This window comes from Glycomyces terrestris (assembly GCF_003933745.1).
Classification (GTDB): Bacteria; Actinomycetota; Actinomycetes; order Mycobacteriales; family Micromonosporaceae; genus Glycomyces; species Glycomyces terrestris.
The window spans coordinates 174,184-188,629 of sequence record NZ_RSEB01000004.1 but is presented as its reverse complement, the minus strand read 5'-3'; the positions used below and the strand labels follow the sequence as shown (position 1 = coordinate 188,629).

General features: G+C 63.3%; 12 protein-coding genes. 6 read left to right on the top strand and 6 right to left on the bottom strand.

Annotation, left to right across the window (positions count from 1 at the left end; translation table 11 throughout):
- Positions 1 to 267 precede the first annotated feature (267 nt).
- Positions 268 to 1,497 (bottom strand): DUF4241 domain-containing protein, encoded by a 1,230-nt coding sequence (locus EIW28_RS25030; protein WP_158630413.1) that lies wholly within the window; start codon positions 1,495 to 1,497, stop codon positions 268 to 270.
- A 143-nt stretch (positions 1,498 to 1,640) separates the two neighbouring features.
- Here EIW28_RS25030 and EIW28_RS14960 point away from each other — a divergent pair, with 143 nt between their 5' ends.
- Positions 1,641 to 1,877, top strand: a complete 237-nt coding sequence (locus tag EIW28_RS14960) for a hypothetical protein (RefSeq protein ID WP_125248525.1) — start codon at positions 1,641 to 1,643, stop codon at positions 1,875 to 1,877.
- Between the two features lie 153 nt (positions 1,878 to 2,030).
- Complete coding sequence (locus EIW28_RS14955; RefSeq protein WP_125248524.1) at positions 2,031 to 2,627, top strand: hypothetical protein; 597 nt, start codon at positions 2,031 to 2,033, stop codon at positions 2,625 to 2,627.
- 36 nt (positions 2,628 to 2,663) lie between these two features.
- On the opposite strand, the gene EIW28_RS14950 is transcribed toward EIW28_RS14955, so the two are convergent.
- The 4 genes from EIW28_RS14950 to EIW28_RS14935 all read right to left on the bottom strand — a co-directional run bounded on the left by EIW28_RS14950 (position 2,664) and on the right by EIW28_RS14935 (position 5,885).
- Positions 2,664 to 3,353, bottom strand: a complete 690-nt coding sequence (locus EIW28_RS14950; protein WP_158630412.1) for an RNA ligase family protein — start codon at positions 3,351 to 3,353, stop codon at positions 2,664 to 2,666.
- A gap of 350 nt (positions 3,354 to 3,703) precedes the next feature.
- Entirely contained in the window at positions 3,704 to 4,597 is an 894-nt protein-coding gene (locus EIW28_RS14945) for a replication-relaxation family protein (RefSeq protein WP_125248522.1), read from the bottom strand.
- A 656-nt stretch (positions 4,598 to 5,253) separates the two neighbouring features.
- Positions 5,254 to 5,484, bottom strand: a complete 231-nt coding sequence (locus tag EIW28_RS14940) for a hypothetical protein (RefSeq protein WP_125248521.1) — start codon at positions 5,482 to 5,484, stop codon at positions 5,254 to 5,256.
- Positions 5,481 to 5,885, bottom strand: coding sequence for a hypothetical protein (locus tag EIW28_RS14935; RefSeq protein WP_125248520.1), 405 nt, complete (start codon positions 5,883 to 5,885; stop codon positions 5,481 to 5,483). Before EIW28_RS14935 ends, EIW28_RS14940 begins: the two co-directional genes overlap by 4 nt.
- 279 nt (positions 5,886 to 6,164) lie before the next feature.
- On the opposite strand from EIW28_RS14935, the gene EIW28_RS14930 reads away from it, so the two are divergent.
- The 4 genes from EIW28_RS14930 to EIW28_RS14915 all read left to right on the top strand — a co-directional run bounded on the left by EIW28_RS14930 (position 6,165) and on the right by EIW28_RS14915 (position 10,346).
- Positions 6,165 to 7,373: a helix-turn-helix domain-containing protein gene (locus EIW28_RS14930; RefSeq protein ID WP_158630411.1), complete on the top strand. Its 1,209-nt coding sequence runs from the start codon at positions 6,165 to 6,167 to the stop codon at positions 7,371 to 7,373.
- The gene (locus EIW28_RS14925; protein WP_125248518.1) at positions 7,370 to 7,897 is read left to right on the top strand and encodes a flavoprotein; all 528 of its coding nucleotides are present in this window, start codon (positions 7,370 to 7,372) and stop codon (positions 7,895 to 7,897) included. The genes EIW28_RS14930 and EIW28_RS14925 overlap by 4 nt, the downstream gene beginning before the upstream one ends.
- A 145-nt stretch (positions 7,898 to 8,042) precedes the next feature.
- On the top strand, positions 8,043 to 8,393 hold the full coding sequence (locus EIW28_RS14920) for a hypothetical protein (RefSeq protein WP_125248517.1): 351 nt from the start codon (positions 8,043 to 8,045) through the stop codon (positions 8,391 to 8,393).
- 321 nt (positions 8,394 to 8,714) lie between these two features.
- Complete coding sequence (locus EIW28_RS14915; RefSeq protein ID WP_125248516.1) at positions 8,715 to 10,346, top strand: DUF5677 domain-containing protein; 1,632 nt, start codon at positions 8,715 to 8,717, stop codon at positions 10,344 to 10,346.
- Between the two features lie 402 nt (positions 10,347 to 10,748).
- Here EIW28_RS14915 and EIW28_RS14910 read toward each other — a convergent pair whose 3' ends face one another.
- Positions 10,749 to 14,255 (bottom strand): tetratricopeptide repeat protein, encoded by a 3,507-nt coding sequence (locus tag EIW28_RS14910; RefSeq protein ID WP_125248515.1) that lies wholly within the window; start codon positions 14,253 to 14,255, stop codon positions 10,749 to 10,751.
- Positions 14,256 to 14,446 lie beyond the last annotated feature (191 nt).

The window sequence follows — 14,446 nt, the reverse complement described above, 5'->3', positions numbered from 1 at the left end:
CCCACCGGCACCACCTACGCGCAGGCATGGGAGGCCGCCGACATCGCCGAACACCGCGATCTGCTCGCCAGTACCGATTTCAAAGCCCTCGCCTGCCGCCCCGCGATCGACGCTCCGGCCTGGTTCGACTCGATCGGCATGCCATGGTGCCCACCCGCGCCTGCCGCGTCTACGCGGCCTGGAATCCACAAAAAGTGTGACCCCCAGTGGCATTGCGTCGGATCCGACAGCTACCGCTGTCGGATCCGACGCAGGAACGAGCAACGGCTACCAATCCCGCTCAAAGGTGATCTCGTAACCCTTTTTCGACTTGCCATCGCTGACGATAAGCATGTCGCTGAGGAAGCAGGTCACCGAGCCTCTAGCATCACGGCCGATCCAGGTGGGATAGGAGCCGTCGCCGTAGTAGCAGTTGTAAGCGAACAGGTCGAGACTCGTGCCGGGAACGGTGAAGTGAGGTGAGTTGTAGAGGTCCTGACTCCACTCGGTGAAGTCATCGCCGACGTGATCGATAAGTGGCCGCTGCGTGGCGTCGTCCATGAAGCTCCCGAAGCCGCTCTCGACATCGAAACCGTAGAAATCCCCGTCGTCGAGGAGCCTGAGGTCCTGGCCCGGTTCGAGTGCAAACTCCCAGGAGACCGTCGGCTCGCCGGAGATCTCCAACAGATAGCCAGCAGCCGGCCGGTACTCCTCGCCGTCGAGCATCCGCATGATCTGTAGCTCGATCACTCGGTAGGACCCTGGTGGAACGCTGACCATGAACGCCTCCTTCGGGTCCAGCCAGTTCGGGTCGCAGGCGACCACGTTCCCGGTCGGAAAGTTCAAAGTCGCGACCGGAACATGGTCGACCACCATCGGCTGCTGCGAGTCCTTGTGAACCACTGTCGAGCCCTGCGTCATGAGCGCGTCGAGGTACGGACTGCTGTACGGCACCGGCGGATCCCAGGGACGTCTGTCCCCAGGGTTGAACGGAAGGGATTCGGTCACGGGTGTTACAGCGAGCGCCGGGAGGTCTTCGCCTCCGAAGATCGATCCCCAGTTCTCGAAGGAGACCGCCGGGTGGATGAACTGCTCGAACGGCTCGATCTTCGACGTGTGGCCGCTGCTGCCGCTGCGGTGCCGGTGGTAGATCGTGGTTCGACCGTCGAATCCCCGATCGAGGGTCTGCCGCGGGACCTTCGGGCTACCGTCGGCCTCGCCGCTCTCGTACTGCCACTCGGTGAGCTTTCGCTCGAAGAGCTTCCCATCCTCGAGACGAAGGAACACCGCTCGTGAGGCCCTGCGCGCCTCGCCGTCGAACGCCCAACGCGCGAGGTAGTTCTGTCGCCAAGCAATGTCGAGGACGAACCGGGGCCGACCGTTTTCCGCGATGAGCACCGAGTAGGGGAGGCCGTCTTCATCGCGCTGGCGTGCTTCCTCTTGAGAGAGGCTGCCTACCGGTTTGCCAGCGGGTCCGTTCCAGCCTTCGCAGTAGCTCGCAGTCCATATGTGCTTCATGTGCAGCATGTTAAGCCAGAGATCCGACATTCCCTCGTTTGAAGATTGTTGCTCCTGAGGCTCTTGTGGAATACTGGCCCGAGCGGTGTTCCCCCGCCGTTGGCCGAACAGGTCGCACCCCTTGACGAAGGCAGCGAGAACCAATGCGTGACCAGGACTCTTCCAGCGACAGGGCCGCGTTCGACGCGATCGTGCGCCACCAACTCGATGACTTCGAGCTCGGCTTCCCTGATGACCGCAGAATCGAAGTGGGCTCTGAACACGCCCGATTCATCGAAGAGGCCGTCACTGGGATCGAACAGCAGAACCCTTGCAGCGGCTTCGAGCCCCTTAAGAAGATGCTGCTCAGGAAGATCTGGATCCGCGACCGAGACGCCTGACCGATGGCTCGGACTTCAGCGGAGGCGGTCGCAGCGGAACAGTGGCTCGCCGGTGTCGGCGTCGTACCCGTGAGCCCAGGATCTTGGACCGATCCTGAAGAACCGGGGGCGACACTCAATTCAGTCGATCTGGCGCACGACTGGATCGACCAGATGTTCGACGACAAGCATCTGACGGCCCGCGAGCGGATCCGCCTCGGATACGGCTTCGTCGACCTGCTCGACGACTACTGGGCGGCCGTGCAACTTCGCTGGTTCATCAGGCGACAAACCGATCCCGAACTGACCGAGTGGTTCTGGGCGGAATACCGATCCCGTCTCGCCGAGCCGCAGGCCTTGCACGCCCTGACTTACTGCATGTCGGTCGACTGGCTGGAGGATCGCAATACCGCGGCACCGGCCTTCGAAGCGCTCTTGGCCGACGATCTGGAACGCCTGAAGCACCTCGACGGCGAGGCCCGAGAAGCGACGCTCCGCCGGATCTCGCGGATCCTCAGCGCCTCAGGAAACGTGCCGTGGTGCGTCGCAGCTCCGGTCTATCAGGAAGCCTCAGCCGTACCCTCGCTGCACCGCTCGATATTCGGCGCAGTGCTCGGCGCGTTCTTCTCCAGCTTCTACGCCGACCTCGACCCGGCCGAAGCCCACGCGCTCCTTCTCACGCTGGATCTGCCTTCCGGCACGGAGCATCTGGACGAGCTCTCTGCAAACCTCGCGGCCGGATACTGCCATCGCAGCTGTGTCCCTGAATAGCCCGCTCATGTCGAGAAGCAGGTCCCTCGGCCGCGCCTATGCGGCATGATGCCCGCGCTGTCTCTGAACGGCCTCCTTCCCCGAGTTCTCGATGTAAGCCTTGAGCGCGAGCCGGGGATCGGCAGCTGAGCGAGCGATCACGCCCTTGGCCGCCGCCCCGGCCACCAGACGAGAACCGTGCTGCATCAGGCCCCGAAGACATCGGGCGATCGTGGCATTGAGCTTGGGCCCCTCGCATTCGGCTAGCACCGGCACCAAGCCCAATTCCTCGGGCACGCCATCGGGGACTGTGTTCGGTTTCCATCTAGCGGTGTCGAAGAGCGCGAAACGGCGTTCAGTGAGGCCATAGCCGCGACCGATGCCGGCCCCGTACCACTCGCCGTGATGTCTCCCCGGCCCGAGCGCGGCGAGTTCGCCAGCATGAGCGGCGACCCAAGTGGCGAAGCCGAAGTTGTCGCGACCGATGCCGTCGCGGGCATCGGTCTCAGGTACGAGCCAGTGGGTGCGACTCGCGGCCCGAATCCTGACCCGCCGACCATCCGGGCACCTGACAACGCTCACGCCCGGTCCCGCGTGAGATTCGGGTTCGGCGGGTTGGATGACGATGACGGCGTGCGTGCCGTCGACTTTCTCTGCGATGGTCCACCGCTCGGCCAGACGGATCAGCCTCGGCCATATGGGCACTTCAGGATCTTCGCTGAAGTCGGCGGCGGTGGATGAGGTCATAGACCATGACATAGGAGGGGACTCGCCGTCACCCGTGGTCTCAGATGCACTCGATAGTACCCGATGATGAGACAGGAGTTCGGTTCTGTGACGACAGGTAATCGAGTCTGCCGTCAACAACTGGTGTGGGTCTGCAAGGCCCGCGCCAGTCACGAACCATGACCCCCTTGGGGAAATATATATAAGTAATAATGTCGGGCTCGGCCAACGATCCTCAAAATAGCGGTGACCTGCAAAAATGCTGGGTTGCGTTCGGATTCATGGCTCGGGACCCATCACGGGAGTCGCTGCGGGACCCGACTCGGGAGCCGCCGCACCCCGCATAACCGCCATCGCGCACGACACAGGCCTCAGCGATTCGGTGGGGGAATCTCAGCGAGCGGTCGGAGCGAGTCAGGCCGGTCGCCGCAGACACGCCAGACGGGGCCGAGCGGATCGGCGGATCGGGCCGTGACCGTGGTTGCGACCCCCTGAACAGTGCCGAGGAGTTCGAGCCAGGCGTGGAGGTTGTCCTCGCGTCCGGGTTTGGTGAGTTCGATGAGCATCAGCGGGAGCGTCCAGGACATCTTGAGATGCCGCTCGATGAAGGAATTCCAGCGCCGCACTTTCTCGACGAGCCGGTCGATGGTCTCGGTACCGGTGTCGAACTCGAACCAGAACGGGCGCACGAGGCCGGCGATGTCGAGGTCGAATATCCCGTCAGGGCGCAGGGACAGCGCCGTCCACCAACGGTGCTGACTGGTCTCGATCTCCCACTGAATCAGTCGCGTTTCGGGGTGGGCTCGAGTGGAGGCGACCAGGCGGCTGTAGAAGTCGCTTACGCCCTCGCGGTGCGGTCGCTGGGAGGAAAGGAAGACGCCCTCACCGTACTCGCGGGCTTTCGCAGCAGTCGGTGCTCGGCCCGGGTTGGGCACCGCGCGATTCCCGTAGTCGTCCACGCTGCTCTGCTCGTAGGCAGCGACGCGGTCGGCATGGAGCAGACGCAACCCCAGCGGCCCCAGATAATAGCGGTACGCGGCTCTGGTCGAGGGCCGAGATCGGGCGAGGAACCCCCGCTCGAACAGCGTAGAGAGCCGGTCGCGCGCCGCCGACATCGAGGTAAAGAACAACCGGCACAGTTGCTCGAGCGTGAACAGCCTGAACTCCGCCAAAGCGGCAATGATCGCCCGATCCCGTTCGGTCAGTTGATGCGCCGCCGCTTCCAACGACGCTGCCGCGCTCGAGCGCTTTCGCCACGAACTCATCGGCCCACCGCTCTCGCCACGAGGGAAGCACGTTGAACGGCAGCACCGGGCACAGCGCGGTACCGCCTCAGGATTGTCAATGCCGAGCGAATCGTGTCCAAGTCCTTCCCCTCGATCGGAAGAGCGGCCCTAGCGCCAGCCCCCTCGTGATCGCGAGTATTGCTCGAAAACCCCGTCGAACTGAGATTTGTGCGGGTCCGCCACCCGCACAACACCCTCACTGTGAGGGTGTTGTGCGGGGTTGTGAGGGTGGAATATGCCCAAACGACCGTGCCTAGCCGTAATTGGCTCCGGGTCCTGACGAGCCCGAATCTGGTCGGGCCGCCATGGCCCTGTTTCTCGCCCACCATGACGGAGCCTGAGTTAAGCGGGCCGCCGCGCTCCACTACGCGCGGCGCCCGGAGGGGAACCGCTGCTCTGTCGTGGCGCGCAGCGGCCCCTCGGAAGGAAAGTCAAATGCGGCGAGATGTCCTGCGCTTTGCTCGCCGCGCACTGATGCGCTTCGAGTTGTTGGTGGTCGTGCCAACCGTGCTCGATCGCAGCGCTGCGGGCGCGATCGAGATACCACTGGAGCGAGCGCCGCGGGTATTCCGGCGGTGCCGGCACGTCCCATGTCGGTGCCCTGCTGCCAAGGACGAGGCCGAGCAGGTGGCTACTCATGTCGTCGTTCCTGACCGGAACTCATCGAATGCGTGCCGCAGTTCAAGCGGTGCGAGGTCATCTGCGGGCGCAAAAGCGGTCAGCTCGAGTCGGTCGTCTCGGATCATCCCGATACCGACGGGTGCGGGACCAGTTCGGTTCAACCAGATGACCTCGCCGACGAGCGGGCTCGTGATGCTCTCGGCCTCGATCTCCCATTTGCGCCAGGTGAACTGCCCGATGATCATGGCGTCCGTCCGGCAAGACATTCTTCGGTTGCCCGTCCCAAGGTCACGGCATCGAGGTACCGGTGCTCGGGAGTCAAAGCAAGACCGCCGGAACCTGCTACGGCGACGAGCACTTCCGGATAGATGTCGGTGCGGTACACGTAGACCACCGTCTGACCGTTCACCGGATTGGCGCATTTGTGCGGTCGGAACCGCATCCCGCCGAGCTGGAACTGGTCGCGGTTCGAGAGCACCTCGGCCAGCTTCAGCTTGATCTGGACCCGCTCGGTGGCGGTCCAGGCGCCCGCTGGTCCCTGCCAGGTGAGGGTGTGGAGGATGCCGTCGGCATGGCCGAGGAGCGCCAGCACCGGGAAGCCTCGCCCTGTCGAGGTCAACTCACCGTCGCCGACCTCGTCATCCACGTACAGCTCCGTACCAGGAAGGTCCCACCGCTCCACGTATCGCATCCGGTCAGGCACCATGTGGTGCCCTAGCTCGTCCGGCACGGATATCCTGCTACTCCGTCTCGTCACCTACAGCTCCCTCCTCGCTGGTATTCAGCAACCCGGAATCACCCGGCCAAGCCGAGCGGCCGGACAGTGTCCGATCCACTACGACAGGCTATGAAGATCCGCGTGCAGACCGTTGCCATGTGGCAACGGCACTTGTACGCTGAGGCGGACCCTGGAGGTATGCAGCACGTGGCGAACGAACCCATCGGCGAACGCATCATGACCAGGCGCAAACTGCGCGGACTCAGCATCCGCCGGGCCGCCGAACTGGCCGACATGAGCGCGAGTACTTGGAGCCGGATCGAGAACGGCCTCCGCGGCGCCGACAACCTCCAGATCCTCGCCTCGATGAGCATGGTCCTGCGCTGCTCGGTCATGGACCTGATCGGCGACGGGTACGTCTCCCTCACCAGCGATGGCGTCGGACTCGTCGACGACGTCCATGACATCCTCGCGGCCCTCATCGAGACCGCCCTGGAGGACGAGGCGACCGCCGACCCGGCGGCCCTGGACTACCTCAACGCCGAAGCCGACCTGCTCGAAGAGCTCTACCGGAGAGGCGACTTCACCGGCACCGCCGCACGCCTCGCGCCGTTCCTGCGTCGCCTACACGCCACCGCCGTCACGGCAACCGATACGACCATCGCAACGCGAACTCGAGAGTTGACCGTCCAGGCCGCCCACCGCACCATGAACGTCATGCGCTCCACCGGCCAGAGGGCCGACACCTACCTCGCCGGAGAACGCGCCCGCGACGCCGCCGCCGAACTCGACGACCTCAGCCTCAAAGGCATCGCCGCCTTCACCCGCGCCCACGCCGCCCTCAGCTGCGGCAGCATGGAACGCGGCCACAAGTTCGCCGCCGCCGGACTCCGCATGCTCGACGGCAACCTGGACGACAACCGGACCATGGCTGTCGCCGGCCAACTCCACCTGACCTCGGCAATGACGCTCTACGGCCTCAAACGCGAATCCGACGCCGAAACCCACCTCGCCGAAGCCGAAAACCTCGCCGCCCGCACTGGTGACTGCGGCCAGGAACTCGGCTGGTTCGGACCCACCAACCTCGCCTTCTGGATGGTCGCCATGGAAGTCGACCGCGACCCCCGCCAAGCCATCGCCATCGCGAACACCACCAACCCCCGAGCCATCGACGCACCTACCCGCCAAGCCTCGTTCTACCTCGACGCCGCCCGCGCCTGCGCCCGCATCGGCACCCGCGACTCCGACCGCGCCGCCATCCGCATGATCGCCTCCGCCGAACACGTCGCCCCACAACGCATCCGCTTCAACCCCCTCGCCCGAGAAGTCCTCCGCATCGTCGTCCGCCGCACCAAAGAAAACGCCATCGACCCACAACTCCGCGGACTGTGCGAGCGGATCGGAGTCAAGGCATGAAGGTCGTCTACCTCATCATCTGCGGCGCCGGACCCGCCATGCACGCCGTCAAGTTCGTCCAAGCCGCCCACGCCGCAGGCTGGGACTGCCACGTCATCGCCACCCCCACCGGCGCCAATTTCGCCGACCTCGACGCACTCGAAGCCACATCAGGCCACCCCGTCACCACCGAGCACCGCAAACCAGGAACACCCCGACGCGACCGCCCCGACGCCAACGCCGTCGTGATCGCCCCCGCCACCGCGAACACGATCTGCAAACTCGCCGCCGGCATCGCCGACACCTACGCCCTCGACGTCGCCTCCGAACACATCGGCCTCGGCATCCCAACCCTGGTCGTGCCCTTCGCAAACTCCGCACTCACTGGGCGAGCACCTTACAAGCGCGCTATCGCAACGTTGGCAGAGGAGGACGTGATCTTCCTGGAGATTCCCGAACACAAACCCCACCACGGAGGCCCAATCTCCGAACAGTTCCCCTGGCGCGAAGCAATGGCGAAGGCTGCCAAGGTCGCCACCACATGACCTGGGCAGGTACGGATCGGAGTCCGTTCCGGACCACCACTACTCAGGGTCATGCTGTGACGACCGGGGTCAACGAGTGCCCAATGATTTGCCTGGTTTCCGCTAGACTGACCGCAGCCGCCACCCCCGTGGACGGATACCCTTCGTGCCCTCAGCCGACGTCCTCGCCGCCCTGGACCAGACTCGCCACCTCATCACCGGGATCGCGGAGAGCAACGAGTCGGCCGCCGCATGCCGCGGCCAGTTGGCCGCGCCTGGCGTCCAGAGAAGTGCCGATCAGCTCGGCAAAGCCATCGACCGCATCGAGAAAGGTCAGGCTCAACCAATGCGATGGCCCAACGGCTCGAAGCTGCACTTGCGGCCGTCGAGTCGGCACGAAACGGATCCAACGGCGGCGCAGGAGGCGGTATACCGCCGCGTCAATCTTGCCTACACCACCAGGCATAACGCCCGCGACCATACCAGACCCCTGCCATTCATCGGCATCACGACATGAACAGCATCAACGACTTTCGCCCCTGGGCGACTGGGTGATCGCGATGCTTCTGGTCTGTTTGCCTCAGCGCTGCAAAGCATCGACGATCTCATCTGATTCATCTTGGCGTTCCAGTACTAGGGGCGTGCCGTGCGGGAAAAGAAGATTCTCGATCCAGGTACGTTGGACGGCCAGGAGGCATCCAACATTCTTTGAGCACCTCAAGAACACTGGCCTGGGTGGTGAGGCAGCGTGCTCAAGCAAGGCCCGGAAGCTCACGCTTACAAAGCCTCAGGGTTGCAAGCGGAGCTTCATATCGCTTCTAGGCTCTATGATGGTTTCATGTCGTTTCCACAGCCCAATCAGAGGTCCGGGCCGCTCGAGGGCCATGTCAGGAGGGGCCGTGTCTACCGGCCGCAGCTCGCGGCGACTGGCGTGCTTAAAATTGCGGATTGGTTCCGGGAAGACCTGCCGGATCTGCTGTGGCCGGTGCTTGTGCTGTCGGAACTAGGGAATGCAGGGGCTCTCCGATTCGTCCGATGGCAGAAAGCTGTCCAGGAAGACCTTTTGGGGAGGGTAAAGCCGCAAAATCTCGCTGATGGTCTAGATGGTCGGCTTACCGGTCTCGACCGCCTCGCCGCTCAAGATCCAGAAGCGAAGGCAGTTGTAAAGGACAGGGCCGAGGAACATGGCTTGCTATCGGGAACCATCGCGAGAGCTTTGGCTTCCTACCCCCTTCGTCCCGCGAAATGGCTCGTTGATATTGAGATGAGACCTCCGGGCCAGGAGGAGCTTGACCTGCTGGCACGCGCTGTACTCGAAGTACTCAAGGATGGGCACCGTGAATCGCTAATCAAGTGCTTGTACATCTGGAGCGCGGTTCAGGCCGGCACTTTCAGTACGAGTTCTGAGACGATAGAGCTGTTGCATCCTTACCCGAATGACCCACGGACACGCAGTAAAGCAGATTCTGTCGTGAGGTCAATCTGGGGAGCACATAAAATGCTGCTCACCGTCGAGAATGAGGATTACTTCGAACCTGCCATCAAGTGGGCCAGAGTCTTCTGGGGCGCAAACTCGATGACCTCCGGCTGTCTGAGACGTCGGAATTGCAATGCAGAAGGTGAGGTTGAGGAGGACAGCATGGAGGTTCCGACCGAGATTGACCCTGGCGGCGGGGATGCTGCCACAACTGAAGTACCTGACGAAGGCGCTCACCTTCGCCAACGGGCGATGGACCTACTGGCCAGCTATGTAGAAGCGCTTGAGCTATCTCCCGCGCAGCTCTTCGATCGGGAACGCCAGGAGGTTCACTCCGGGCTTGTCTCTCGAACTGGACGCGATGTGATCGCGACGCTCAGTGCCCCAGATTTGTGGTGTATGGAGCACGGCGCCCACATCATAAGAGTGCTTGTGGAGACCCGTATCTACATTCAGTGGATGGCCCAGCAGGACCCGTCGATCTATCGAGCGTTCCAAGAATATGGGGCTGGTAAGGCGAAGCTGTACGCACGAATTGTCGATGAAGTTCCACAGGAGGCAAGAAACGCTGACTTCGAGGAAGCTATTAAAGATCTCGAGAAGCTGAGCCACAACGATGAGGTCCTAGATCATCGAGTGGTCGATACTCGTGACTCCTTTGCAGAGGGCAAGTCCATACGAGCGATGGCCGAGGAGTGTGGGCTTCTGGACTTGTATCGCCAGGCATATTCTATGGCGAGTGGAGTCGCGCACTCCGAATGGTGGTCAATTGAGACTCATGCGATGGAGCGATGCTTGAATGTGCTTCATGCTGGACACCTGATCCCAAGTCTGTCCCTTAACTCCGGCAGGAATGTCGGCCTCGCGAAATCCTGGGTTGAGCAGCTATACGCGCTAATCCGGATAAGCCTGGACATTCTCAACACCGACGAGAACGCAGTGAAGAACGCTTTCGCCTGGCTTGTTGCAGAGGAGGATGAAGGTTCAACCTAACTTCAGGCTGCGTCAGTCTGTCGCTCGCTCACGCGGTCGGGGAAGCCAACATTCCCATGCGTGCGGACCGCTTCGTGTGGCCAGCCACAGTGGGCCACGCCATCGCAGACCGGCGAGGTCCGCTCCGAGCATGCCTACGACACGTCCCTGTCAACCGCCAGCGAGCCCTGGGAAGCCTTGCGCGGATTGAGGTCGATCATGGCGCCCCCACCGTACCCACACTCAAGTGCGTCCCCGCCAGACCGTAGGTGGATTCGCGGAGAAATTCAAGGGCAACGGTCAGCCCTTGACAATCCGCGACCGCCTGAACCCGTACGGGGTATGCATGTGGACCGCCTACCGGCTGACGAGCGCCTCTAGGTGAGAGCGGGGACGTTCTGGCCGCGTCTGATTCTGTGAAGCTCAATGTGTCGCAGAGTCTGGTTCATCATCAGCCATATCCCGCCAGTAGTCGAGATTGGTTCGGGTGCCGAGGGTATGTGGGTGGTCGGGACCGAGAACCCGTTCAAAGTCGGCGAGTAGGTCCTCAAACGCGGTGAGAGCTCCGGCGGCATCTCCGGCCATACCACGCCAAGTAGCGAGATTCCCGCGCGCGATCAGGGTTCCGGGGTGATCGGCGCCGTGGACGCGATGAAGGTCAGAGAGGATTTCTCGATAGGCAGCAGCGGCATATTCCGGTTCTCCGTCTTCGCCCCGCCAGCGGGCGAGATTCCCACGGGCGGTGAGGGTATGAGGGTGATCAGGGCCGAAGACCCGTATGAAATCGGTAAGAAGTTTATCGAATGCTATTGCAGCACCGGCCGCATCTCCTGACTCGCCTTGCCATCGAGCATGATTTGCATGGGCAAGAAGCGTGTCAGGATGGTTGGGACCGAAAACACGCAGGAAGTCTGTGAGGAGGTCCGTGTAAAGGCTGGCCGCAGTCGCAGCGTCCCCTGCTTCGCCGCGCATTTGGGCAAGTTGGGCCCCCGCATTGAGAGTGTGAGGGTGTTTGGGGCCAAGGATTCGATGACAATCGGTGACGAGGTCGGCGTAGAGAGCAGCTGCGGCAGTCGCGTCCCCAGCTTCGCCGCGCCAGCGGGCGAGGTTGTCTCGGACCGTTAGAGTGCCGGGATGGTTGGGGCCGAGAATCCGCAGAAAATCGGGTAGGAGATCTGCGCAAAGGGTGGCCGCGCCGGTGGCGTCCCCAGCTTCGCCACGCCAGCGAGCAATGTTCGCACGAGCGGCGAGGGTGTCGGGGTGGTCGGGGCCGAGGATTCTGAGTCGGTCCGAGAGCAATTCGGCATAGGCGGTAGCCGCGCCGGCGGCGTCCCCAGCTTCGCCACGCCAGCGAGCAATGTTCGCACGAGCGGCGAGGGTGTCGGGGTGGTCGGGGCCGAGGATTCTGAGTCGGTCCGAGAGCAATTCGGCATAGGCGGTAGCCGCGCCGGCGGCGTCCCCAGCTTCGCCACGCCAGCGAGCAATGTTCGCACGAGCGGCGAGGGTGTCGGGGTGGTCGGGGCCGAGGATTCTGAGTCGGTCCGAGAGCAATTCGGCATAGGCGGTAGCCGCGCCGGCGGCGTCCCCAGCTTCGCCACGCCAGCGAGCAATGTTCGCACGAGCGGCGAGGGTGTCGGGGTGGTCGGGGCCGAGGATTCTGAGTCGGTCCGAGAGCAATTCGGCATAGGCGGTAGCCGCGCCGGCGGCGTCCCCAGCTTCGCCGCGACAGCGGGCGATGTGTGCTCGGGTCGTAAGGGTTAGGTGGTGGTTAGGCCCAACCAATCGCAGAAGATCGGAGAGGAGTGCTTCAAATGCGGCAAGAGCCCCCGCAATGTCTCCTGCTTCGCTCTGCATGGTGGCGAGGTTGCCACGAGCGGTAAGAGTGTGGAGATGTTCGTGACCGTTGACCTGAACGAGATCAGTGAGGACCTCCGTGTAGATGACGACGGCACCCGCTGTGTCCCCAGATTGGCCGCGCCAGGTGGCAAGGTTGCCGCGGGCGGCAAGGGTGTGAGGATGGTCTGCGCCGAGGGTGCGCATACAGAGTTCGTGCAGGTGGTCGAAGTGGCGACAGGCTTCGTCCACGAGACCGCTGTCGCCGAGGCTGTGGCCTTGCAGGAACAGGAGCGGGTGGGCTTCTTCTTGGATGAGCGCGGTTTGGGCGTGCTCGCGGAGGTGTGCGACGTTGGCGCGCAATGCTGCACTGCGAGCGGGATCGTTTTCAGGTTCGGGCCAAATCTGATGGAGCGCGGATGCGACGAAGTGGGCGAAAAGACTCCGTTGGTCGTCATTGAGCTGGTCTCGGCGGGTGCGTTGTACCAGAGCGTGCACACGGACGCTGTCGCCATCGTGATTGATTAGATTCAACCGGTGCAGTCGAGCGAGGGCGTCGGTGACCGTTCGGGTGGGCAGTTGCAGTGGTTCCGTGTTGCTGTCGGTCTGGGATTCTGACGTTGCCTCGTCGGGGCGCACAGTGACGGGCATGACGGTGAAGAGGTCAGCGGGAAAACCGTTGGGGTCAAGCAAACTTGCGAGAGCAAGAAGGAACGAGGCGAGCCCGAGGGGTTCGTATTGGTCGGCATGCTCGATGGCGATTGTGAGAGCTGCGGCGACAGTGTGCGGATACTCGTCAGGAAGCAGTTCTGGGCTGAGTTCTTCGAGTTTGAGGGTGCGGTCGGCTAGGAGCGTTCGGTAGATGGTGCAAGTGGCGCCGGGCTGGTCGAGGATATAGACGGCGGCTTGTGTCAGAGCGAGAGGCAGGTAGCCCAGGTCAGCGGCAAGCTCTGCCGCTTCCGCGAGAAGTTCGGGTCGCAGAAGGCGGTCAGTGAGGTAGCGGAGGGCTTGCTCGGGGGTGTAGAGGCCGACGTCGATGCGTTTCCGTGTGGGGGTTTCTAGGGCGGTGTCGCGGCGCCGGGTGGTCACGATTGTGCGGCCGTATCCGTTGGTCGGCGGCCAAAGGCCGCCGAGATCCTTCGGGTCGGTGAGGTCGTCGAGCACGATCAACCACCGCGGCGCATTGGAGCTGTCGAGCCAGTCCAGGAAGGCATTGGCGGCTTGCTTGCTGTCGGCTGCGTCGGCGTCGCAGAACTCGCTGCCTGCTTGTGCATAAGCGGTGGTGATGGACTCGCGGGTGGCGGCGTTGACCCACATCAGGAGGTCGACTTCGCGGTCGTTCCAGCGTTGGCGGGCGTAGTGGGCGGCGATCTGGGTCTTACCGATCCCTCCCATGCCGGAAAGAATCTGGCAGCCCACAGTGGTGCCGCCGGTGGCGAGGGCGTCGGTGAGTTGCCGGTCGACGGGGCGCTCCAGCCGTGCTGTGGCTGACTGAGGGAGTTGGCCGAGGCGGCGAGGCCACGGTGATGACTGGTCGATGCCGGGGGCGCTTTCCTGAGTTTGCGCGACGGCGGTGGAGAAGAGCTCGGTGGTCCAGAAGCGGTGCCAGCGGGGGTAGAGGATCGTGTTCTTAGCGCCGTTGTTCTCGGCCCGGAACCCGAATTGGGCGATGATGTTTCGGCACAGGAGTGCCAGGTAGGGGTGTGCGTCGCGGTCCTCGTTGCCTGGGTGGTCCTTGGGGAGGAGGTCATTGTCGAGGACCCACTCGAAGACGTCGTCGGTGATAAAGGTGAGGTCGGAACCGTTCACCAACGGCCATTCTTGCCCGGAGCCGGCCAGCAGCGCATCTTTGAACATGCGCTGGAGCCGCTCCTCGCCAGGGAACTGCTCGGTGGCGGTGAGGTCGACTGCGGCTTTGATGACTGCGGCGAGTTCGGTCTGCTGGTCCTTCGCAGGCCGGCCCTGCCGAAGCACCCGGTCGCGGAGCGCGATCTCGGCACGGATAGTGAGGCGCGCGGTGACCCACTTTCCGATGGCGCTCTGGGCTTTGTCGATGGCGAGGCCGCCAAGAGCGGCGGCGGCGAGGGGTTCGACCACGATGAAGACTTCCTCCAGGAGCGTGCATATGGAGTGCCCTCACCATACCCAGCCCAGTGCTGGCCGCGTCCCCCGAAATGTCGAACAGGAGACGGGTTTGTGTTGGTCAAGCGGCCCGGCCGGAGCCTGGGGAGTTTTGGTTGTAACCTTGGGTAACCCGACCCGGATTATCTGTCCTGAGACGTTATTGC